Raw genomic sequence first — 19,960 nt, 5'->3', positions numbered from 1 at the left:
GCGAGCGGCTCAGATCACGCCTGTCCAATTGTTGATCGCTGAGCCTGAGCAGGCACCGGTACAGGCGCCGCTTTCGCCAGGCTACGAACCAATCGGTCAGTAACTGCTGAAATTCGACTGGCCACATGGCCGGCATATAGAACTCCGGCACTGCCGGCCGGTCTCGGCCGTCGACCACGTAGCGTTTGTGCTGCCGTTCTGGCTGACGTTCTAGCTGTCGTTGTAAGTCTCGCATTGCATCCTCCTACTAAGAGGGCGCATGGGCGCACCCGATACCAACCGACCGCCACTCGCGATCGACAGAATCAGATTGAGCGCCCTTGACGATTCAGACAAACGACTACAATAAAACCTCAGGTTCAAGAAAATTGAAGGCCATCCCATGCCAGGTATGCCCGAAGAACTTCCCCAATCCGCGATGCCGTTGCTTGAAATCGATGTGCTGCGTACCTTCGTCTCGATTGCTGAAAGCGGCAGCTTCACACGAGCAGCCGGACAAATCTTTCGCACCACCTCGGCCGTCAGCATGCAGATCAAACGGCTGGAGACCATGCTTGGCTGCACGCTGTTCGTTCGCGAGGCCCGACGCATCGCACTGACGGCCGATGGCGAGCGGTTACTGGGCTATGCCCGGCGGCTGCTCAAGCTCAACGAAGAAACGGTCAACGCCTTCATTGCGCCGAGGCTGGTCGGGCGGGTTCGGTTCGGTACGCCGGGTGACCTCGGCACGCATATCCTGCCGGGCCTGCTGTCGCTGTTCGCACGCACTCATCCGGGGATCGAGGTCGATGTGTCGGTGGGTCGTAGCCTGGACATGATCCAACGCATCGATGCCGGCGAACTGGATGTCGCACTCATCAGCGTGGGCAACCTTGGCCAAGACGACTCGCGCGGTGAGACCATTCACAGCGAACCGCTGGTCTGGGCCGGTCGAGCGGGCGGCGTCGCGGTCGAACGCAGCCCTCTGCCGCTGGCGCTGGCGAGCCCCGGGTGCTCATGGCGACGTCAGGCGCTGGACGCGCTTGACCGTGCAGGCCGTTCCTATCGCATCGCCTATTCCAGCGAGCAATGCGCCGGACAGGAAGCGGCCATGATGGCCGACCTGGCGGTCGCGCCTTATCCGTTGAGTCTGATCAGGCATCCGCTGAAACGTCTGGAGGAAAGCAGCAGCCTGCCGAAGCTCGGCGACTATCAGATCAAACTGCTACGGGCAGCAGACTGCAGCGAGCCGGTAGACGTGCTCGCGCGGCATGTCATCGCGGCATTCATGGCGTATCACAAATAGTTGGTCTGATCGGGTGCGACGGGAGAACGAGAGGCGGAATGGCGAAATGGTTGATTGGCGCAGGTCTGTTGTTGCTTCTGCTCGGTGTGGTGCTCCACTACGCACCCGGGTTGCTGAGCTGGTTTGGCAGGCTGCCGGGTGATATCCGCATCGAGTCGGAGCGCAGCCGTACCTTCATTCCCATCACGTCGATGATCATTCTAAGTGTGTTGCTGACGATTCTGCTGAATCTGTTTCGCCGCTGACAGGCTGTCGAGGCGACCCGCCGAGAGCAGGCCGCCGCGCTTGTCAGCCGCGAACCGCAGCGGTGACGATGAGGTGCTTCATTTCCTTGACGGCCTGCTTGAAGCCGACGAACAACGCATGAGCGACGATCGCATGGCCAATGTTCAGCTCGTTGACACCGCGGATCGCTGCGATGGGCTCGGCGTTATGATAATGCAAGCCGTGGCCGGCATTGACGATCAATCCGTGGCTTAGGCCGAACTCGACACCTTCGCGAATTCTCGCCAGCTCGCAGGCCCGTTCGGCCACGCTATGGGCATCTGCGTAACGCCCGGTATGCAGCTCGATAGCCGGAGCGCCTAAGCGCGCTGCCGCTTCGATCTGCCGGGGATCGGCGTCGATGAACAACGAGACCTCCGCACCGCAGGCGGTGAGGCGAGCAATGGCATCACGAATGCGCGACTCCTGGCCAGCGACGTCGAGGCCACCTTCGGTGGTGAGCTCCTGACGTGTTTCAGGTACCAGGCAGACATGTTCAGGACGCAACTGCTCGGCGAAAGCCAGCATCGCCTCGGTCACGCCCATTTCGAAGTTCATCCGGGTCTGCAGCGCGTCCTTCATCATCAGCACGTCGCGCTCCTGGATGTGCCGACGGTCTTCGCGCAAATGCACGGTAATACCATCGGCTCCTGCCTCTTCGGCGTCCAATGCGGCTTTGACCGGGTCCGGGTAACGGGTGCCGCGCGCCTGACGCAGCGTCGCAACATGATCGACATTGACGCCCAAAAGAATTCGATTGGCTTCAGTCACGCGGGACCTCCTTTATATTCATGAACAATTCACGGCTGACCAGAGGCCGCCCACCCAGATGTGGTGCCAGCGCCTGGCGCATCAATCGCTTCGCTGCGGCAAGAGCGCCTGGCACTTCCCAATCGGCCTCGGCCATAGCCAGGAGTTCCGCGCCATTGAATAGCCCGGGCTGAAACTGACCGACAGGCTCGAGGCCGGTATCCGGCAACAATCGATAAAGCCCGATGCTGACGATCGGTTGCCCAGCGATGTCTTGATCGAGGGCGAACCCGTAGCCGAGCTCGGTCAGCAATCGCCATTCGAACGCACGAAGTATGGGTTCGAGCGGGCGCTTGGCCGCAAGCGCAGGCAATGTCGCGGCGTAGTGATCGAACATGGTTGGGTGGGCATCTTCAGCGGGAAGCAGGCGAATCAGCAATTCGTTGAGATACATGCCGCTGAACAGCGCGTTGCCATCGAGCCAGTAGGCCTGACCGGCGCTTTCCAGCCGCCCGACATTCTTCAGCTCGCCACGCCCGCGAAATTCCACCTCGAGCGGCACGAACGGCCGCGCCAACGTCCCCGCCTTTCCACGCGCCCCGCGAAGCACGGCTCGTAGTCGTCCTTCAGGCGTGAAAAAGTCCACCAAAGCACTGCTTTCGCGATAGGGACGGCTATGCAGGACGAAGGCGGACTGGGAAAGCATGGGGTCCATAAGCTAGGCGCTGGAAGCTGGAAGCTGGAAGCTGGAAGCTGGAAAAGGTTGCGCAATTCCGGCAAGAATCAAGCCCTTCCCGCTTCAAGCTTCAAGCTTCAAGCTTCAAGCGGCTTTTCAATCAGCTATAGCCCAGCGAATGCAGGGCTCGCTCATCATCGGACCAGCCGCTTTTCACTTTCACCCAGAGATTGAGCATGACCTTGGAATCGAACAGCACTTCCATGTCTTTGCGCGCTTCCTGACCGATGCGTTTGATCCGCTCGCCTTTGTCACCAATGATGATTTTCTTCTGTCCGTCGCGCTCGACGAGGATCAGCGCATGGATATGGAGAACATGCCCCTGCTGCTTGAAATCCTCGATCTCGACGGTGATTTGGTAAGGCACTTCGGCGCCCAGCTGACGCATGATCTTCTCGCGCACCAGCTCAGCGGCGAGGAAGCGGCTACTGCGGTCCGTAATCTGATCTTCCGGAAAGAAGTGCTCGCCTTCCGGCAGGTGCGACGCCACCAGCTTCTCGAACACATCCAGGTTCTGCCCGTGCTGAGCGGAAATCGGCACGATCTCGGCTCTCGGCAGTTGCTGTGCCAGCCATTCGAAATGCGGAAGCAGCTCGCCTTTGTCCTCGACGCGATCAGTCTTGTTCACCGCGACGATCACGGGCCCTTCGACATATTGGACGCGCTCCAGCACTAGCTGATCCTCATCGGTCCAGCGCGTTCGGTCGACGACGAACACCACCACATCGACATCCTTCAATGCCGAAGAGGCCGTACGGTTCATGTAGCGATTAAGAGCGGTCTCGCCGTTCTTATGCAGTCCGGGAGTATCGACGTAGACGGCCTGGACGGCACCTTCGGTCTTGATCCCGAGCATGTTGTGGCGCGTGGTCTGCGGCTTGCGTGAAGTGATTGCGAGCTTCTGCCCGAGTACATGATTGAGCAATGTCGATTTACCGACATTGGGACGGCCAACGATTGCGACATAACCACAGCGGCTTACCGCATCGTCCTGCAGATGTTCATCAGTCATGGCCATTCTCCACGCCAAGGGCGATCAATGCCGAGGCGGCGGCAACCTGTTCGGCAATGCGCCGGCTGGCGCCCTGCCCTTGTGTCTTCTCGTTGAGCAGTGACACCTGGCACTCGACGAAGAACGTGCGGCAATGCGGTTCTCCCTGAATCGCCACCACTTCGTACTTCGGTAATTCACAGGCGCGCGACTGCAGAAACTCCTGCAAGCGGGTTTTAGGGTCCTTATTGGTGTCGACCAGCGTCAGTCCTTGCAGTTCGTTGGCAAGCCAGGCGAGTACGCGGTCGCGCGCGGCCTCGATGCCGGCGTCCAGATAGATTGCACCAATCAAGGCTTCAAGCGTATCGGCCAGGATGGACTCACGGCGATATCCACCGCTCTTGAGTTCACCCGAACCGAGGCGCAAATAGTCACCGAGTTCGAAGCCTCGTGCGAGCACCGCAAGAGTCTCGCCCTTGACCAGCCTCGCACGCAGGCGGGACAGCTGCCCTTCTTTGGCCTGTGGGAAGTGGCTAAACAGTGCCTCGCCGGCGATGAAGTTGAGAATGGCGTCACCGAGAAACTCCAGACGCTCATTGTTGCGTCCGGCATAGCTACGATGCGTCAGAGCCAGCAGCATCAGCTCCTGGTCTTTGAATTGATAACCGAGCTTGCGCTCGAGACGGGCTAACGAAGTGCTCACGGCATCCTTAGGCGATATTCTTTGTCGAAGTTCGCCACAAGATCGAGGTTACGGATCAGGGGCTCGCGTTTTTCGTAATCCAGATGGACCTTGAATTCATTGTTCTCGATGACGACTTTCACTGCTTCCTCTAGATCGAGGTCGCGAATGCCGTTCACATCCATCCCCTTGCGGACATGGCCGTAAAAGTCCCGAACGGTGCGGACTTCCATCGTTTTGTCACTTTCGACTCCGCTGATGATCTTGTCCATGGACATATAGTCGAAATAGTGCGGCAGCATCTTGAAAGCGGTGCTGGCCACGAACGCCACCAGCGCAAGCATCATGATCCAGCTGAGCATGGACAGCCCTTTTTGCGAACGAGCAAAACTCATGTCGACCTCTATGTCGTACGTTACCCACCAATCGGGGCTGCTCAAATATAGCGAGCCGGGCCAGGGGAACCCGGCCCTGAATCACAGACTCAGTGAATCAAACCGACTCGGGAGAAGTGTGGCAGATTGCTGAACTTCGGATCCGGCCAACTCATCCACACGGCGAACGCCTTACCGACGATATTGCGATCCGGAACCATGCCGGCAAACTCAGCGGGAATCGCTGCATCTTGCCAATAGCGGCTGTCGTTGGAGTTGTCGCGGTTGTCGCCCATCATGAAGTAATGACCTTGAGGGACGCGCCATTCGCGATTGGGCTCGACTCGGTAGCGACCCATCTCCTTGCGGATCTGATGCTCGACCTCGCCCAGCTGTTCCCGGTACAGCTTGGCGCTACCCAGGCTGCCGGGCTCTTCGCCGATCAGCACTTCGGGGACCGGCTTGCCGTTGATGCTCAGCCGTTTGTCGCTGCTGTACTGGACGAGATCACCCGGCAGACCAACGACACGCTTGATGTAATTGATATTCGGGTCGCTCGGATAGCGGAAGACCATCACATCGCCACGCTTTGGATCGCTGACATCGATGATTTTAGTGTCCACCACCGGCAGGCGAATGCCGTAGGCGAACTTGTTGACCAGAATAAAATCGCCGACCTCGAGCGTCGGTATCATCGAACCCGATGGAATCTGAAACGGCTCGATCAGAAACGAGCGAAGCACCAATACGATCGCCAGCACTGGAAAGAAGGATTTGCCGTACTCGATCAGCACCGGTTCCTTACTCAGGGCGTCCAGTGTCGACTGATCAGGCTGGCCACCGGTGCGACCTTCATAGTTCGCTATCGCAGCGCGGCGACGCGGCGCAAAGAACACCAGATCGAGCAGCGACAGAAAACCGCATACTGCAACGGCAATCACCAGCAACAGCGGGAAATTGATCGACATATCAGCTATCTACCTTCAACACCGCGAGAAACGCTTCTTGCGGAATTTCTACGTTGCCGACCTGTTTCATACGCTTTTTGCCGGCCTTCTGCTTTTCCAGAAGCTTGCGTTTACGACTCACGTCACCGCCATAGCATTTTGCCAGAACGTTCTTGCGCAACGCCTTGACGGTGCTCCGGGCAACGATCTGACCGCCGATAGCCGCCTGGATCGCCACGTCGAACATCTGCCGAGGGATAAGCTCTTTCATCTTCTCGACAAGGATGCGCCCTTTGTAATGAGCATTGTCACGGTGCACGATCAGCGCCAGCGCATCGACCTTGTCGCCGTTGATCAAAATATCCAAACGGGTCAGGTTTGCCGACTGGAAGCACTCGAAGCTGTAATCCAGCGAGGCGTAACCACGACTGACGGACTTCAGACGATCAAAGAAATCCAGCACCACCTCACTCATGGGCAGGTCGTAGCGCACCTGCACTTGCGATCCGAGGAACTGCAGATCCCGTTGCACCCCGCGCTTCTCGATACAGAGGGTAATGACGCTTCCCAGATGCTCCTGGGGCACAAGAATATTGGCCCTTACGATTGGCTCGCGCATGTCCTCGATCGACGACAGATCCGGCAGCTTGGACGGGCTATCGACATAGAGGGTCTCGCCATTCTTGAGCGCCAACTCGTAAACCACCGTGGGCGCGGTGGTGATCAGGTCGAGATCATACTCACGTTCGAGCCGCTCCTGGATGATCTCCATGTGCAGCATGCCGAGGAAGCCGATACGGAAACCGAAGCCCAGCGCATCGGAACTTTCAGGCTCGTACTGCAGGGCGGCGTCGTTCAAGGTGAGCTTCTGCAGCGCTTCGCGGAAGTCCTCGAAGTCATCCGAGCTGACCGGGAACAGGCCGGCATAGACCTGCGGCTTGACGCGCTTGAAGCCGGGCAGCATTTCCACGTCCGGCGTATTGGACAGCGTCAGCGTATCGCCGACCGGCGCGCCGTGGATGTCCTTGATACCTGCAATGATGAAGCCCACTTCGCCCGCTTTCAGATCAGCAGTGCTCGTGTGCTTGGGATTGAATACCCCGACGCTATCGACCTGATGAACCTTGCCGGTGGATTTGACCAGTACCTTGTCGCCCTTCTTGATCCGACCATGGCGCACCCGCACTAGCGAGACGACGCCTAGATAGTTGTCGAACCAGGAATCGATGATCAGCGCCTGCAGCGGGGCATCAATATCCCCCGTCGGCGGCGGGATCACCTGAACTAGGCGTTCCAGCACATCGTCAACGCCCATGCCGCTCTTGGCGCTGCACGCGACGGCATCGGTCGCATCGATGCCGATGATGTGCTCGATTTCGTCCTTGACCTTGTCCGGGTCCGCCTGGGGCAGGTCCATCTTGTTCAGGACCGGCATGACCTCGAGCCCCTGCTCGATGGCCGTATAGCAGTTGGCGACCGATTGCGCTTCAACGCCCTGGCCCGCATCGACGACCAGCAGCGCACCCTCGCAGGCCGCCAGCGAACGGCTCACTTCATAAGTGAAGTCAACATGTCCGGGGGTATCGATGAAGTTCAGCTGGTAGGTCTTGCCGTCCCGAGCCTTGTAGTAAAGCGTAACGCTGTGCGCCTTGATGGTGATGCCTCGTTCGCGCTCGAGGTCCATCGAATCAAGTACCTGAGCGTTCATCTCACGCTCGGTCAGACCGCCACACATCTGAATGAAACGGTCGGCCAGGGTCGACTTGCCATGGTCGATGTGCGCGATGATGGAAAAATTGCGGATATGACTCAGGTCGCTCACAGCTCAACACCCAATATGCCGCGGGCTGATTGCCCGCCGAAAATAGCCGCAAAGTGTACCTGATAGGTCTATTCAGCGCCACGCCGGACCCGGGAGCCGCTTCCCTGCTCTAGCAATGAAGCGCCACGCTCGAAAAAGCCCTTCCGAGCATAAAAAAACGGCCGGAGGCCGTTTTTATCTTTCTTAGTCTATTGATCTACTCGGCGAGCTTGAATGTGATGAAGCTTGCTCGTCCCTGGCGCAGCACCCGCATGGAGACCGAGCGATTCTTCGGCAGCTGTTCTGCAACACGGCCAAAGGTCGACGCGGAATCGATGGCCTGATTGTTCAGATGGGTAATCACGTCACCTGGACGCAAGCCGATCATTGCGGCGGGACCGTTCAGCACCTCACTCACGACCACCCCACCAGGCAAGTCAAGGCTGCGCTTCTGCTCGGCACTCAATTCAGACACTTTGACGCCAAGTCGATTGCTGCTTTTTTCTGTACGACTGTCGGCTGCCGCCACTCCTTCGCCTTCTTCTGGCAAAGCTCCGATGGTGACGGTAAGCGTCTCGCGTTCGCCATCACGAACGATACCTAGCTTCGCTCTGGTGTTCGGCTTGATCGTACCAATCATGTGTGGCAAGTCGGCGGACATATCAATGTCTTTTTCATCAACGCTGAGAATCACATCACCAACCCGTAGACCACCCTTGGCTGCCGGCCCTCCGTCCATTACCTGTGCTACCAGGGCGCCAGCTGGACGCTCCAGACCAAAGGATTCCGCCAGATCACGGTTGACCTCCTGTATCACTACACCCAGCCAACCACGACTGACCTTGCCGTCCGCACGCAACTGATCGGAAACATCCATGGCTACATCGATAGGAATGGCGAACGACAGCCCCATGAAACCGCCGGAGCGGGTGAATATCTGCGAATTGATGCCGATCACTTCGCCCTGCAAATTGAATAACGGCCCGCCAGAATTGCCCGGATTGATTGCGACATCCGTCTGAATGAAGGGCACATAGCTTTCGTTGGGCAAGTTGCGACCCGTCGCACTGACAATGCCAGCCGTAACCGTGTGATCGAAGCCGAAGGGCGAACCAATCGCCAGCACCCATTCGCCAACTTTCAGCGATCCGGACTTGCCCAGCTTGACCGTTGGCAACTCCGTGGCCTCGACTTTGAGCAACGCCACATCGGTACGAGGGTCAGCGCCGACAAGCTTGGCCTCCAGCTCACTGCGATCCGGCAAGCGAACGATTATCTCGTCCGCATCGGCAACCACGTGATTATTGGTCAACACATAACCGTCAGCGGAAATGATGAATCCAGACCCAAGTGACTGAGCCTCACGCTGCTGCCCACCACCCGGCATGCGCGGAATGCTGTGTTCGAAGAACTCACGAAAAATAGGCGGCAGCCCTTCCAGATCCGGCATGTGCGGATTCGCACCACGAGCCGGCACCTTCTGTTTGGTGCTGATATTGACTACTGCAGGCGAGGCATTTTCTACCAAGGGCGTGAAATCCGGCAGCTGTGCATTAGCCACCGCGGCCTGTCCCAAGAAAAACAACACAACGAAAAAAGCGAAGCCGCTATTGCGTAGAACCTTCAACATCATTCTCCCTTGACGAAAACAAACCGGCCTGAGCGTACCCTTCAGTGGTTGCCAGCATTGCGCGTAACACAATGGGCTGCAACCCCGGGTCATCGGCAGTTTGCTGACTGCGCTTGCGTACGATCAGCCAGGAAACAAGGAAACCGCCAACTCCCGAGAGCACCACATATGGCTCGGCAGCCGAAAGTTCAGAAGCAATGAGGGCAGACGCCAGCAGCGCAATCAGCGGAAAAAGATAGACAAGAAGGGCGCCGCGTAGCAATACGCTTTCACGGATGCCGACAATAACCGAATCGCCTACGTCCAAATGGAAATCGGACAACGCCCGGATCAGCCCACGCCGCTGGTGGACGCCAAGTTTATCCATCAGGCCTTGGCCACACCCGTTTTTGGCAGAACAGCCGGAGCAGGTGCTACTACGCCGCGTCTCAACCCAGACCGCGCCGGGCTCCACTGCAATTACGCGGCCGGGCTCCTCAATCATTGCGTCGCCTGATCGGACCCGGATCGCATCGACAGTGCCACTCGTTCGGCGGTGCCTAGAGGAATCTCACCAACAACCGTCACCATGACATCGCCAGTGGTAGTTGAAATACGCTTGGATACCGCTACGGTCGGCCCCATCTGACTGCGCGCATCTTCGACGACCGCGCCCTCCAGCCGCTCGAGAAACACCGAGAAACGAGCAAGCCCGTCGCCATAGGATAGCCAGGCTACGGGCTCACCGGACGCGGGACTCGAGCGAACGTTCGAATCGAGAAGCTGAAACCCGGACGGAAGCCAGTCCGATCGCCATTTGCTCGGTGTCGACTTCTGCGCGGCAATCACAGAGATTGGCTCACAGGCCGATCCGGCTTCGATGTCCCCGTGCTCGACAGACGAGGGCGAAAACTGGACAAACTGAAAGCGCTCCAGCAATTGGCCGCCTTCATCAAGCAACAGGGACTTGAGCGGCAGCGCCGTCTCGCGATCGAGATGCAACTCAAAACCGTAGCGGTGCTGATCCTGCGGTCGTATTGCCAGCGCCACCGTCGGACGCCCAGCCACCCGGGACTCACCTATTACCTGGAAGGTATACCAATCGGAAAGCTCTTTGGGGTCGAACTGCTGCTGGCGCCACGGCTTGGCATCTCGCATTTGAGACGCTAGATCTTCGCTGGCGCACTTGACCTGACCGTCCACCAATGAAACCTCGACCGGCGGACCGTCCAGCTGCAAAAGGCGCTCGTGCAGCTCTTCCCCTTCCACCAACTGCCAGACGGCATGACTGGAAAAACTGCCGTTGCGTTCGTAAACGAAAGTCCCTTGATAGCTTTGCTTCTCCTCAGCCACCGCAAGACGCTGCATCCACGTACTGGCATCAGCAGCGAAGGCCGGCATCGATAGCCAGCCTCCAAGCACCACACATAGCGGTATTACACGCATGTTGTTCCTTAACGTTCTTCCATACTGGCGGCACGCGCATATGGCAGCGCACCTTCAGAACCGCTACCGAAAGCGGCCTGCTGAGCATGCTGACGAACATACGCCGGCAACCGCTTTTCATGCCAGCCTTCCGAAGAGCCCTCAGCAGCTGCTGCTTGAGCTTCCGGTGCGCCTGCGCCCTCACTGTAGCCCGCCAATACGGCTGGCCCTTGGTTGGCCTGCGGCACGGCGATGCTTGGCTGCGCAGCCTGTTGAGCAATCTGTGGACCAGCAACTTCGCTCTGATTGTACAGGCGTACACCGGCTAGTACTGCTACGGTTACCGAAGCTGCAACGGCAATACGCCCCATGTTGCGCCAGGCAAAACGCTGTGGCTTGACCACTGTGATTGCCGGCTCGTCAGCCAGTGCGGCAGATACCGCCGAAGCGATGTCCAGGCGCGGCTCAATCAGCTCCTTGTGCATTGCGGCACGAGCAATCTGATAACGCGACCAGGTCGATCGCATTTCGGTGTCGCCATCGGCGGCGAGCACTCGACGTAATTCCAACTCGTCCGCTTCGTTATCCATCACCGCGGACAGCGATTCATGCAGGGCTTCACGACTCATGGCGGTTCCTCTCTTGGCTATCGCCGCTGTCTCAGGATTCATGCAACAAGGGTTGCAATGATTTATCGATGGCTTCCCGCGCTCGGAATATCCGTGAGCGGACTGTACCCACCGGACACTGCATCACGTTTGCAATGTCTTCATAACTAAGACCATCAAATTCACGCAGTGTTAGAGCCGTGCGTAAATCTTCTGGAAGTTGTTGTATGGTTTTATGAACTGTGTCCTCTATTTCATCCCTGAGAAGCGCTCTTTCCGGCGACTCGATGTCTTTGAGAGCGTGGTCGCCTTCATAAAATTCAGCGTCTTCGGAACTGACATCACTGTCAGGTGGCCGCCTTCCTCGCGCCACTAGATGATTTTTTGCCGTGTTGATAGCAATGCGGTACAGCCAGGTATAAAAGGCGCTGTCCCCGCGAAAATTCGCAAGCGCGCGATAGGCTTTGATAAAGGCTTCCTGCGCAACATCCTGCGCTTCATGGGAATCATGTACGAAGCGCACGATCAACCCAAGGATCTTATGCTGATACTTCAGCACCAACAGATCAAAAGCCCGCTTATCTCCCCGCTGCACTCGCTCGACCAGTTGCTGGTCCTGCTCCTGCGTTAGCATAAACACTCCTCCCTGACCTGGAAGGGGTGCTGCGCCCGCCTGCGAGCTGACCTGCCAGAATAGACCCGGGCTTTACACAAAAGTTCTCCCCCTTCAAGCAAGCTTTTCTGCAACACACCTAACGGCATTGGCGAGCGACGTTCCAGAACGAATCGTCCCGATAACGCCATCTCAATATTCGCAGCAAAATCCAACCGTCCCTTGAATGGCCAGTCGGGTCGCCTACACAACTGTCTATAGAGACAGGCCTGCAAGAAAAGTTCCAAAGCATCAGCCACATAAAAAAGGGACGCTATTTTGCCGGGGTTGGACCTCGATATACTAGGGTCGGTTTCCGTTTCGCTGCGAGTCGCGTTACGGCGGAAAGCCGGACAGGACGCAGCGTTCGGCCTTTGGCCAGTCACCGCGATGCTACACGACGCCACGCGCCGCAGCCCTCAGATATGAGATCCAGAATGAGCCAACATCATCAGTACGACGTTCTCGTCATAGGCAGCGGCGCCGCCGGTTTGACGCTTGCGCTCAATTTGCCTACCACGCTTCGTGTCGCGGTGCTGAGCAAGGGCGATTTGGCCAATGGCTCGACCTATTGGGCCCAGGGCGGTGTCGCCGCTGTGCTGGATGATACCGACACGATCGAGTCGCATGTCGCCGATACGCTCATCGCAGGCGGCGGGCTGTGCAAGGAAGACGCCGTGCGTTTCACCGTCGAACACAGCCGCGAAGCCATTCATTGGCTGATCGAGCAAGGCGTTCCCTTCACCAGGGAAGAAGCAGATCGCGAGCACGGCAGCTTCGAATATCACCTCACGCGTGAAGGCGGGCACAGCCACCGCCGCATCATTCATGCGGCTGACGCGACGGGGGCAGCCATCTTCAACACACTGCTTGCCCGCACCCAAGATAGAGACAACATCGACCTGCTGCACCAGCGCGTCGCCGTCGATCTGATCACCGAGCGCAAGCTGGGCCTGAACGGCAAGCGCTGTCTGGGCGCCTACGTGCTGGATCGGGTGAGCGGCGAGGTGGATACATTTCACGCAAGATTCGTCGTGCTGGCGACCGGCGGCGCGGCAAAGGTTTATCTCTATACCAGCAACCCGGATGGCGCTTGCGGCGATGGCATCGCCATGGCCTGGCGCGCCGGATGCCGAGTCGGCAATCTGGAGTTCAATCAGTTTCACCCCACCTGCCTGTATCACCCCAGAGCCAAGAGCTTTCTGATCACCGAAGCATTGCGCGGCGAAGGCGCGATTCTCAAATTGCCGAACGGTGAACGTTTCATGCCGCGCTTCGACACCCGTGCCGAACTGGCACCACGCGACATCGTGGCTCGGGCGATAGACCATGAAATGAAGCGCCTAGGTATCGATTGCGTCTACCTGGATATCAGCCACAAGCCTACGGAATTCATCAAGGCACATTTCCCTACCGTCTATGAGCGCTGCCTGACGTTCGGTATCGACATCACCCGTGAACCAATTCCAGTGGTACCGGCAGCCCACTACACCTGCGGTGGCGTCGTCGTCGACCACGCAGGCAGAACCGACATTCCGGGACTCTATGCCATTGGTGAAACCAGTTTCACCGGCCTGCACGGCGCCAATCGCATGGCGAGCAATTCACTTCTAGAGTGTTTCGTCTACGCCCAAGCCGCCGCTCAGGACATCCTTAGCGAGCTGCCATCGGTCCAGGCGCCAAACTCCCTGCCAACCTGGGATGCAAGCCAGGTTACCGACTCGGACGAAGACGTCATCATCGCGCACAACTGGGATGAGCTGAGGCGCTTCATGTGGGACTACGTTGGCATCGTGCGAACCAGCAAGCGTCTTATGCGAGCGCAGCACCGAGTGCGCCTGTTGCTGGGCGAGATCGACGAGTTCTATAGCAACTATAAAGTCAGCCGCGATCTCATCGAGCTGCGAAACCTGGCGCTGGTAGCGGAACTGATGATCCGTTCGGCGATACAGCGCAAGGAAAGCCGAGGCTTGCATTTCACGCTGGATTACCCCGCGCAGCTACCGGAAGCGAAGGACACTATTCTGGCGCCGCCCACCTACGGCGACTGAACTTCAGCCTGACCCGCAGACGCCGATGTTGCTCCTGCAACATCGCATCTCGCGGAATACAGACGCTCCGAGCGAACCAAGCGCCCGGCATCTTGAAGCGCAATACCACTACCAGGGGCAGCGCGATACTGTCGGGCCGCAACTGGACGGGCTGCCAACCGGCGCGGCGACTCCAGAGCGCCCAGCCCTGCTGGTCGTGACGCAGACCGAGCCAGGAAGAATCACGAACCAGCAGGATATGCGACGGTACGATCCAGGCGGCATGCAATAGGCATAGCAGCAAGCCGAGCACCCACAGCCAGAACGGAACCGGCATCACCAGCAAGGTGACGATTGCCAACAAGAGTACTGCGATATAGAACGCCAGCAGCGCGTCAGATCTCTGCCAGCGGCATTCGAACAGTTGGCTACTTGGGCTGGACACGATCTAGGATCATGCGAACCATGTAGCGCAAATCTTCATCGTCCGGCTCGGCACGTTCCATGAACCAGCCGAACATGTCCTGATCCTCGCAGCTCAGCAGCTTACGGTAGCGGCGCTGATCCTCTTCGTTCAACTCTGGATAAACCTCCTTGACGAAGGGCACCAGCAGAACGTCCAGTTCGAGCATGCCGCGACGGCTCTGCCAGAACAGGCGATTGAGTTCGGATTGTTCGACCATGCAAATACTCCTGAGTGAAGGGCCGGCATTATACCGACTGGCGCAACGGCCGGCGCCCTGTACGTCCGATGCGGAGTGGCAGCTGGTGCACACTGTGTTTTGTCGGCGTCCTGCTATGATGCCGGTCCTGATTCTCCACGGCGTCCCGTCATGACCGATACTGCTTTTTTTTGCGTCCTGTCGCACGAAGGCGTCCTGGCCGTACGCGGCCCGGACGCGAACAAGTTTCTGCAGGGACAGCTGACCTGCAACCTGAATTACCTCGACGCGCAACGTTCGAGTCTCGGTGCGCGCTGCACGCCTAAAGGGCGTATGCAATCGAGCTTCCGCATTCTGATGGAAGGCGACGGGTATCTATTGGCGATGGATCGCGCCCTGGTGCAAACGCAGCTTGCCGAGCTCACCAAATACGCAGCGTTCTCGAAATCCAAGCTGTATGACGAAAGCACCGAATGGGTTCGTTTCGGGCTCAGTGCTGGGGATGGTGCCCTGGTCAGTCTCGGCCTCGACCTTCCTGCCAACGCCGATCAGGTGGCCGCCGCTCACGGACTGATCGCCGTCCGCCTTGCCGATGGCCGCGCCGAACTATGGGCGCGGGCGAAGGATGCCGAAACCACGCGCCTGCGGCTCGCTGCCCATCTTTCCGAGGCACCGATCGAATCCTGGCTGCTGGCGCAAATTCGTGCAGGCATTGGCCAGGTCGTCGCTGCCACCCAGGAGCTGTTCATCCCACAAATGATCAACCTCCAGGCACTGGGCGGGGTCAGCTTCAAGAAGGGCTGCTATACCGGTCAGGAAATCGTTGCGCGGATGCAATATCTCGGCAAGCTGAAGCGCCGTTTGCATCGGCTTGCCGCTGAAAACACCGATACCACGGTGCCGGAACCGGGCGTCGAACTGTATTCGCCAGTCCATGGCTCCAGCGTTGGGGAAGTGGTGTTAGCGACAAGCGCGGCGGGCGGGCTGGAACTGCTGGCAGTTCTGCAGGAAGACGCCGCAGCCGACGGGCGAGTGTTCCTGGGCTCGCCCGATGGTATCCCGCTTACTTTGCGCGACCTACCGTATACCCTGAACGCGGACCGCGAAATCCAGCGTTAGCCTTACTTGCCATGCCCAACATAGAATCACATTAAGGAGAGACATGAGTACCCTTGCCGATAAAGTTCTGCAGGAGCTGATGCAAGCGATCGAAAGGGACGAGCTGGTCCTGCCGACGCTACCGGAAGTGGCATTGCGAGTCCGTGAAGCTGCGGAAGATCCCGACGTGAGCATTCCGACCCTGGCCAAGGTGATCGGCAACGACACGGCTCTCACAGCGCGCATCATCAAGGTCGTGAACAGCCCCCTGCTGCGCACCAACCGGGAGATCAACGATCTGCAGATGGCAATAAGCCGTCTTGGTATCAATTACACCTCGAACCTGGCGACCGGCCTCGCCATGGAGCAAATGTTCCAGGCGACGACGGACGTGGTCGACCGCAAGATGCGCGAGGTCTGGAACAAAAGCACCGAAATAGCCGCGATTAGCCACGTTCTGTGCCGTAATTTCACACGGCTTCCGGCTGACCAGGCGACTTTGGCGGGGTTGATCCATCAGATCGGCGTGCTACCGATCCTTACGTACGCAGAAGAACATAGTGCCCTGCTCAGCGACTCCATAAGCCTTAATCATGTCATTGATCGAATTCATCCGATCATCGGGGAAAAGATTCTGCGCGCTTGGGAATTCCCCGAGCCAATCGCAGCGGTTCCCGGCCAGCACCTGAATTTCTCCCGCATCTCGGACAAGGTGGATTACGTCGACATCGTTCAGGTCGCTACTTTGCAGAGTTACATCGGAACCTCCCATCCTTACACCCAGCTCGACTGGAACCAGATTCCCGCATTCAGCAAGCTGGGACTCAACCCGAATACGCTGCTGCAGGAGGACGAAGACCTGTCGGCCGCGATGGATGCGGCGATGAGCATGTTGCAGTAACCCCCTCGCGGGTGCTGCCTGTACCCGCAATCCTTCTCGCCTGCCGCGCCCGGACTCAGGTTGCTGACCGTTGGCCGCATTCAATGAACCGCTACCGCCACACCAAGTCACAAGATTAACGGCGTACTTGCCGTACTACGCTGGTGCGCCGGTCTCATCTCGGCCGCACCCGTCTGTCAGGTAGATGAAGGAGAACAACAATGACCCCTAAAGCTTTCTTTTCCGGTGCTGCTGCAGTGCTATTCGGCGTGGCGGCAAACTTTGCATTAGCTGCGGAAGGTGAAAATTTCGTAGACGAAGCGTCTGCGAAAGGCATGGCGGAAATCGAAACCGCCAAGCTGGCGCTGGACAAAGGCACCGCTGAAGACGTCAAGACGTTCGCGCAGAAAATGATCGACGACCACACCAAGTCGAATCAAAAGCTTGCCGAGATTGCGGGCCAGCACGACGATCTGGAAATGTCGGACGAAGCGGCTCTGATGGACAAGGCCAAAGCCATGATCCTCAAGCTACGTGATGGTGAGAACTTCGACAAAGCCTATGCCAACAATCAGGTCATGGCCCACGAACAGACCATCGAGTTGTATCGCGAATATGCGAAGAACGGTGAAAACGCCGAACTCAAGCAGTTTGCCGAAACGACGCTAAAGGAGCTGGAGCAGCATCTGCAGCACGCCCAGGAACTGGCCGCTGCCCATGGTGGTAACCAGTAAGGCTGCCGATTGGCGCCGCGAACGCGGCGCCACGCTTTAGACTTCGCTAGGGAGCCGCCAGTCGATCGGCTCCTTACCTTGTTGTTTGAGAAACTGGTTGGCGCGACTGAAGTGACCGTTACCGATAAACCCTCTGTGAGCCGATAGCGGCGACGGATGTACCGATTTGAGCAGCAGATGCTTGGTCGGATCGATCAGCTTTGCCTTGCTCTGAGCATGCGCGCCCCAAAGCATGAACACCACGTTCGAGCACCGCTCGCTTACTACTTCGATGATTTTGTCCGTCAGGCGTTGCCAGCCCATCTTCGCGTGAGAGCCGGCCATCCCCTGCTCGACCGTCAATGAGGTATTGAGCATCAGAACGCCCTGATCCGCCCAATGCTGCAGATAGCCATGGCGAGGGATGTCGAGATTCAGATCGCGCTTGAGCTCCTTGAAAATATTCTGCAGCGACGGCGGAGGCGCCACGCCTGGCTGTACCGAAAAGCACAAGCCGTGTGCCTGCCCGGCGCCGTGGTAGGGATCCTGCCCCAGAATGACCGCCCGTACCTGATCGACGGGAGTGGAATTCAACGCATTGAAGATCAGCGGCCCCGGCGGATAGATGATCCTTCCAGCCGCTTTTTCGCTGCGCAGAAACGCACCCAGCTCCTTCATGTAAGGCTGCTCGAACTCCTTTTGTAACGCTGCCTTCCAGCTGCCTTCGAGTTTGACGCGATCAACCTGACTCATAGCGCTGCCCTGATTGCGAGGCGCTGAACCCTAAGCAAAGGATTGCGGGGAGTCAACGCGCGAGCCTGCCCAGACATTCGTTTCGCGGAATGTTGTCTACCGCACACTTACATAAAGGTTCCGCCGTATGCGACCAATGAATGCGTGACGAAAAGCCGCAGCGCGCAGTAAAAAGCCTCTCACCAACAACAAATACAATAAGGACTCTGCAATGAAACGGATTACGCTCCTGGCTCTGGGGCTAGGGTTCTGCCTGGCTGCCGAAGCTGCCGATCCGATCACTCTCGGCCTCAACTACCCCCGCACCGGCAGTTACAAAGAGGAAGGCCTCTCGCAGATGCGCGGCGCACTGCTGGCCATCGATGAGATCAACGCCAAAGGCGGCGTAATGGGCCGCCCACTGAAGCTGTCCACCCGCAACTCCGCATCGCGCCCAGAAAAAGCCGTAGCTAACGTCGACAAGCTAGCCGACGAAGGGGCTGTCATGCTGTTTGGTGGCGCTTCGAGTGCTGTCGCCATTGCAGCTGGAAAGCGTGCCAAGGAACGCGGTTTGCTCTATTTCGGCACCCTCACCTATTCCAACGACACGACCGGGAAGGATGCCCATCGCTACATGTTCCGCGAATGCAACAACGCTTGGATGAGCGCAAAAGTGCTGGGCGAGTACCTAAATCAGCACCTGCCCAACAAGCGCTACTTCTACATCACCTCCGACTACACCTGGGGCCATACCAGCGAAAGCTCCCTGCGCCAGGCAACCGGCACGCAGGACAGCAGCCGACATCCCAGCATCAGCACGGCTTTTCCCGGCGCACGCCTCTCCGACTATCGCGCAGCCCTGACTGAAGTAGCCAAAAGTGAGGCCGAGGTGCTGGTGCTGGTGCTGTTCGGGGAAGACTTGGTCCGTGCGATGCGAATCGCTGATGAACTCGGCCTGAACAAGAGAATGCAGGTCGCGGTGCCCAACCTGACGCTGAGCATGGTCGAAACGGCCGGGCCGGACATCATGCGCGGCGTTTTGGGCACAGAGCCCTGGACCTGGCGCGTTCCAGAGCTGGAAGGGTCGGTCGCTGGCAAACAGTTCGTTAAAAGTTTCGACGAGCGTTACCAGACCCACCCATCCAGTTCCGCAGCCTCGGCCTACAGCATCGTTTACCAGTGGGCCGATGCAGCCAATCGCGCACGCAGCCTCGACAGCGAGCGAATCATCGCGGCGCTCGAAGGCCATCGTTACACCCTGCTCAAAGACGAGCAGCAATGGCGGGCCTTCGATCATCAGAATGTACAAACGGTGTACGCAGTGAAGGTCAAGCCGCGCGAGGAAGTGCTCAAGGACCGCTTCAAGCAGGACTACTTCGAAATTGTTCATCGCCTGACCGGAGAGCAGGCTGCGCCAACGCTTGCCGAATGGCAGGCCGAACGCCGTTCTGGCAATCAGACGCTGGCGCTGCAATAACCCGCAGCCGGAGCGGCACTGCCCAGCCCAGGCCGCTCCGACGCACCTCTCCTTGCGCGCATCAGAGCGCGCGCTGTCCTATTTGTCCCAGCGGCAATTCCGATCGTTCTGGTCATACGTGGACGGATCGCGCCTAGACTTGATCTAACGGCTCACCGTTCCGCCATGACCGCCGTTATGCAATGCGCGGCTCGTTCGCGCATCTGATGCAGACAAGTCGCACGCATCGATTCCGACGAGGAAG

The 19,960-nt window shown here is 58.3% G+C and carries 22 protein-coding genes; 7 read left to right on the top strand and 15 right to left on the bottom strand.

What is annotated here, in order from left to right; all coding sequences use genetic code 11:
- Positions 1 to 391 precede the first annotated feature (391 nt).
- Complete coding sequence (locus NA647_RS01615) at positions 392 to 1,285, top strand: LysR family transcriptional regulator (protein WP_256047283.1); 894 nt, start codon at positions 392 to 394, stop codon at positions 1,283 to 1,285.
- Positions 1,286 to 1,323: 38 nt separating this feature from the next.
- Positions 1,324 to 1,530: a DUF2905 domain-containing protein gene (locus NA647_RS01610; protein ID WP_181100570.1), complete on the top strand. Its 207-nt coding sequence runs from the start codon at positions 1,324 to 1,326 to the stop codon at positions 1,528 to 1,530.
- Between the two features lie 43 nt (positions 1,531 to 1,573).
- Here the strand turns inward: NA647_RS01610 and pdxJ are convergent, their stop codons facing one another.
- The 12 genes from pdxJ to rpoE form a co-directional block, all read right to left on the bottom strand.
- Complete coding sequence (gene pdxJ, locus NA647_RS01605; protein ID WP_256056109.1) at positions 1,574 to 2,320, bottom strand: pyridoxine 5'-phosphate synthase; 747 nt, start codon at positions 2,318 to 2,320, stop codon at positions 1,574 to 1,576.
- Positions 2,313 to 3,005, bottom strand: coding sequence for a DNA repair protein RecO (gene recO, locus NA647_RS01600; RefSeq protein ID WP_272889513.1), 693 nt, complete (start codon positions 3,003 to 3,005; stop codon positions 2,313 to 2,315). The genes pdxJ and recO overlap by 8 nt, the downstream gene beginning before the upstream one ends.
- Positions 3,006 to 3,135: 130 nt before the next feature.
- Positions 3,136 to 4,047, bottom strand: coding sequence for a GTPase Era (gene era / locus NA647_RS01595; RefSeq protein ID WP_256050376.1), 912 nt, complete (start codon positions 4,045 to 4,047; stop codon positions 3,136 to 3,138).
- A complete protein-coding gene (gene rnc, locus NA647_RS01590) occupies positions 4,040 to 4,729 on the bottom strand; it encodes a ribonuclease III (protein ID WP_131650628.1) in 690 nt (229 codons plus the stop codon). Before rnc ends, era begins: the two co-directional genes overlap by 8 nt.
- The gene (locus NA647_RS01585; RefSeq protein ID WP_256056107.1) at positions 4,726 to 5,103 is read right to left on the bottom strand and encodes a DUF4845 domain-containing protein; all 378 of its coding nucleotides are present in this window, start codon (positions 5,101 to 5,103) and stop codon (positions 4,726 to 4,728) included. The genes rnc and NA647_RS01585 overlap by 4 nt, the downstream gene beginning before the upstream one ends.
- 89 nt (positions 5,104 to 5,192) lie before the next feature.
- The gene (gene lepB / locus NA647_RS01580; protein ID WP_256056106.1) at positions 5,193 to 6,050 is read right to left on the bottom strand and encodes a signal peptidase I; all 858 of its coding nucleotides are present in this window, start codon (positions 6,048 to 6,050) and stop codon (positions 5,193 to 5,195) included.
- A 1-nt stretch (position 6,051) separates the two neighbouring features.
- Entirely contained in the window at positions 6,052 to 7,851 is a 1,800-nt protein-coding gene (gene lepA, locus NA647_RS01575) for a translation elongation factor 4 (RefSeq protein ID WP_256056105.1), read from the bottom strand.
- 196 nt (positions 7,852 to 8,047) lie between these two features.
- Positions 8,048 to 9,460 carry a DegQ family serine endoprotease gene (locus tag NA647_RS01570; RefSeq protein ID WP_256056104.1) on the bottom strand — a complete coding sequence of 471 codons (1,413 nt, stop codon included), beginning with the start codon at positions 9,458 to 9,460 and terminating at the stop codon, positions 8,048 to 8,050.
- The gene (locus NA647_RS01565) at positions 9,438 to 9,944 is read right to left on the bottom strand and encodes a SoxR reducing system RseC family protein (protein WP_256056103.1); all 507 of its coding nucleotides are present in this window, start codon (positions 9,942 to 9,944) and stop codon (positions 9,438 to 9,440) included. The genes NA647_RS01570 and NA647_RS01565 overlap by 23 nt, the downstream gene beginning before the upstream one ends.
- Positions 9,941 to 10,885, bottom strand: a complete 945-nt coding sequence (locus tag NA647_RS01560) for a MucB/RseB C-terminal domain-containing protein (protein WP_256056102.1) — start codon at positions 10,883 to 10,885, stop codon at positions 9,941 to 9,943. The genes NA647_RS01565 and NA647_RS01560 overlap by 4 nt, the downstream gene beginning before the upstream one ends.
- Before the next feature lie 8 nt (positions 10,886 to 10,893).
- Positions 10,894 to 11,493, bottom strand: coding sequence for a sigma-E factor negative regulatory protein (locus tag NA647_RS01555; RefSeq protein WP_256056101.1), 600 nt, complete (start codon positions 11,491 to 11,493; stop codon positions 10,894 to 10,896).
- 31 nt (positions 11,494 to 11,524) lie between these two features.
- The gene (gene rpoE, locus NA647_RS01550; RefSeq protein ID WP_131650636.1) at positions 11,525 to 12,106 is read right to left on the bottom strand and encodes an RNA polymerase sigma factor RpoE; all 582 of its coding nucleotides are present in this window, start codon (positions 12,104 to 12,106) and stop codon (positions 11,525 to 11,527) included.
- A gap of 455 nt (positions 12,107 to 12,561) precedes the next feature.
- Here rpoE and nadB point away from each other — a divergent pair, with 455 nt between their 5' ends.
- Entirely contained in the window at positions 12,562 to 14,175 is a 1,614-nt protein-coding gene (gene nadB, locus NA647_RS01545; RefSeq protein ID WP_256056100.1) for an L-aspartate oxidase, read from the top strand.
- On the opposite strand, the gene NA647_RS01540 is transcribed toward nadB, so the two are convergent.
- Positions 14,144 to 14,599 carry a protein YgfX gene (locus tag NA647_RS01540; RefSeq protein WP_256056099.1) on the bottom strand — a complete coding sequence of 152 codons (456 nt, stop codon included), beginning with the start codon at positions 14,597 to 14,599 and terminating at the stop codon, positions 14,144 to 14,146. The genes nadB and NA647_RS01540 overlap by 32 nt on opposite strands.
- Positions 14,583 to 14,837 (bottom strand): succinate dehydrogenase assembly factor 2, encoded by a 255-nt coding sequence (locus tag NA647_RS01535; RefSeq protein ID WP_131650639.1) that lies wholly within the window; start codon positions 14,835 to 14,837, stop codon positions 14,583 to 14,585. The genes NA647_RS01540 and NA647_RS01535 overlap by 17 nt, the downstream gene beginning before the upstream one ends.
- A 150-nt stretch (positions 14,838 to 14,987) precedes the next feature.
- Here NA647_RS01535 and NA647_RS01530 point away from each other — a divergent pair, with 150 nt between their 5' ends.
- The 3 genes from NA647_RS01530 to NA647_RS01520 all read left to right on the top strand — a co-directional run bounded on the left by NA647_RS01530 (position 14,988) and on the right by NA647_RS01520 (position 17,528).
- Entirely contained in the window at positions 14,988 to 15,935 is a 948-nt protein-coding gene (locus tag NA647_RS01530) for a YgfZ/GcvT domain-containing protein (RefSeq protein ID WP_256056098.1), read from the top strand.
- Positions 15,936 to 15,978: 43 nt separating this feature from the next.
- A complete protein-coding gene (locus NA647_RS01525; protein WP_256050385.1) occupies positions 15,979 to 16,815 on the top strand; it encodes an HDOD domain-containing protein in 837 nt (278 codons plus the stop codon).
- A 200-nt stretch (positions 16,816 to 17,015) separates the two neighbouring features.
- Entirely contained in the window at positions 17,016 to 17,528 is a 513-nt protein-coding gene (locus tag NA647_RS01520) for a DUF4142 domain-containing protein (RefSeq protein WP_256056097.1), read from the top strand.
- Positions 17,529 to 17,564: 36 nt separating this feature from the next.
- On the opposite strand, the gene ung is transcribed toward NA647_RS01520, so the two are convergent.
- Entirely contained in the window at positions 17,565 to 18,260 is a 696-nt protein-coding gene (gene ung, locus NA647_RS01515; RefSeq protein ID WP_256056096.1) for a uracil-DNA glycosylase, read from the bottom strand.
- Positions 18,261 to 18,471: 211 nt separating this feature from the next.
- On the opposite strand from ung, the gene NA647_RS01510 reads away from it, so the two are divergent.
- Positions 18,472 to 19,716, top strand: a complete 1,245-nt coding sequence (locus tag NA647_RS01510; RefSeq protein ID WP_256056095.1) for a substrate-binding protein — start codon at positions 18,472 to 18,474, stop codon at positions 19,714 to 19,716.
- The last annotated feature ends 244 nt before the right edge of the window (positions 19,717 to 19,960 follow it).

The sequence above is a fragment of the Stutzerimonas stutzeri genome, from assembly GCF_024448985.1.
In the GTDB taxonomy this organism is placed as follows: domain Bacteria; phylum Pseudomonadota; class Gammaproteobacteria; order Pseudomonadales; family Pseudomonadaceae; genus Stutzerimonas; species Stutzerimonas stutzeri_AP.
The sequence above is the reverse complement of the archived record's forward strand: the minus strand, read 5'-3'. Positions and strand labels throughout refer to the sequence as shown.

Coding starts and splice junctions, on each gene's coding strand:
- NA647_RS01615 (WP_256047283.1), top strand. CDS start 392: ATGCCCGAAGAACTTCCCCAATCCGCGATGCCGTTGCTTGAAATCGAT.
- NA647_RS01610 (WP_181100570.1), top strand. CDS start 1,324: ATGGCGAAATGGTTGATTGGCGCAGGTCTGTTGTTGCTTCTGCTCGGT.
- recO (WP_272889513.1), bottom strand. CDS start 3,005: ATGCTTTCCCAGTCCGCCTTCGTCCTGCATAGCCGTCCCTATCGCGAA.
- era (WP_256050376.1), bottom strand. CDS start 4,047: ATGACTGATGAACATCTGCAGGACGATGCGGTAAGCCGCTGTGGTTAT.
- NA647_RS01585 (WP_256056107.1), bottom strand. CDS start 5,103: ATGAGTTTTGCTCGTTCGCAAAAAGGGCTGTCCATGCTCAGCTGGATC.
- lepB (WP_256056106.1), bottom strand. CDS start 6,050: ATGTCGATCAATTTCCCGCTGTTGCTGGTGATTGCCGTTGCAGTATGC.
- NA647_RS01570 (WP_256056104.1), bottom strand. CDS start 9,460: ATGTTGAAGGTTCTACGCAATAGCGGCTTCGCTTTTTTCGTTGTGTTG.
- NA647_RS01565 (WP_256056103.1), bottom strand. CDS start 9,944: ATGATTGAGGAGCCCGGCCGCGTAATTGCAGTGGAGCCCGGCGCGGTC.
- NA647_RS01560 (WP_256056102.1), bottom strand. CDS start 10,885: ATGCGTGTAATACCGCTATGTGTGGTGCTTGGAGGCTGGCTATCGATG.
- NA647_RS01555 (WP_256056101.1), bottom strand. CDS start 11,493: ATGAGTCGTGAAGCCCTGCATGAATCGCTGTCCGCGGTGATGGATAAC.
- rpoE (WP_131650636.1), bottom strand. CDS start 12,106: ATGCTAACGCAGGAGCAGGACCAGCAACTGGTCGAGCGAGTGCAGCGG.
- nadB (WP_256056100.1), top strand. CDS start 12,562: ATGAGCCAACATCATCAGTACGACGTTCTCGTCATAGGCAGCGGCGCC.
- NA647_RS01535 (WP_131650639.1), bottom strand. CDS start 14,837: ATGGTCGAACAATCCGAACTCAATCGCCTGTTCTGGCAGAGCCGTCGC.
- NA647_RS01530 (WP_256056098.1), top strand. CDS start 14,988: ATGACCGATACTGCTTTTTTTTGCGTCCTGTCGCACGAAGGCGTCCTG.
- NA647_RS01525 (WP_256050385.1), top strand. CDS start 15,979: ATGAGTACCCTTGCCGATAAAGTTCTGCAGGAGCTGATGCAAGCGATC.
- NA647_RS01520 (WP_256056097.1), top strand. CDS start 17,016: ATGACCCCTAAAGCTTTCTTTTCCGGTGCTGCTGCAGTGCTATTCGGC.
- ung (WP_256056096.1), bottom strand. CDS start 18,260: ATGAGTCAGGTTGATCGCGTCAAACTCGAAGGCAGCTGGAAGGCAGCG.
- NA647_RS01510 (WP_256056095.1), top strand. CDS start 18,472: ATGAAACGGATTACGCTCCTGGCTCTGGGGCTAGGGTTCTGCCTGGCT.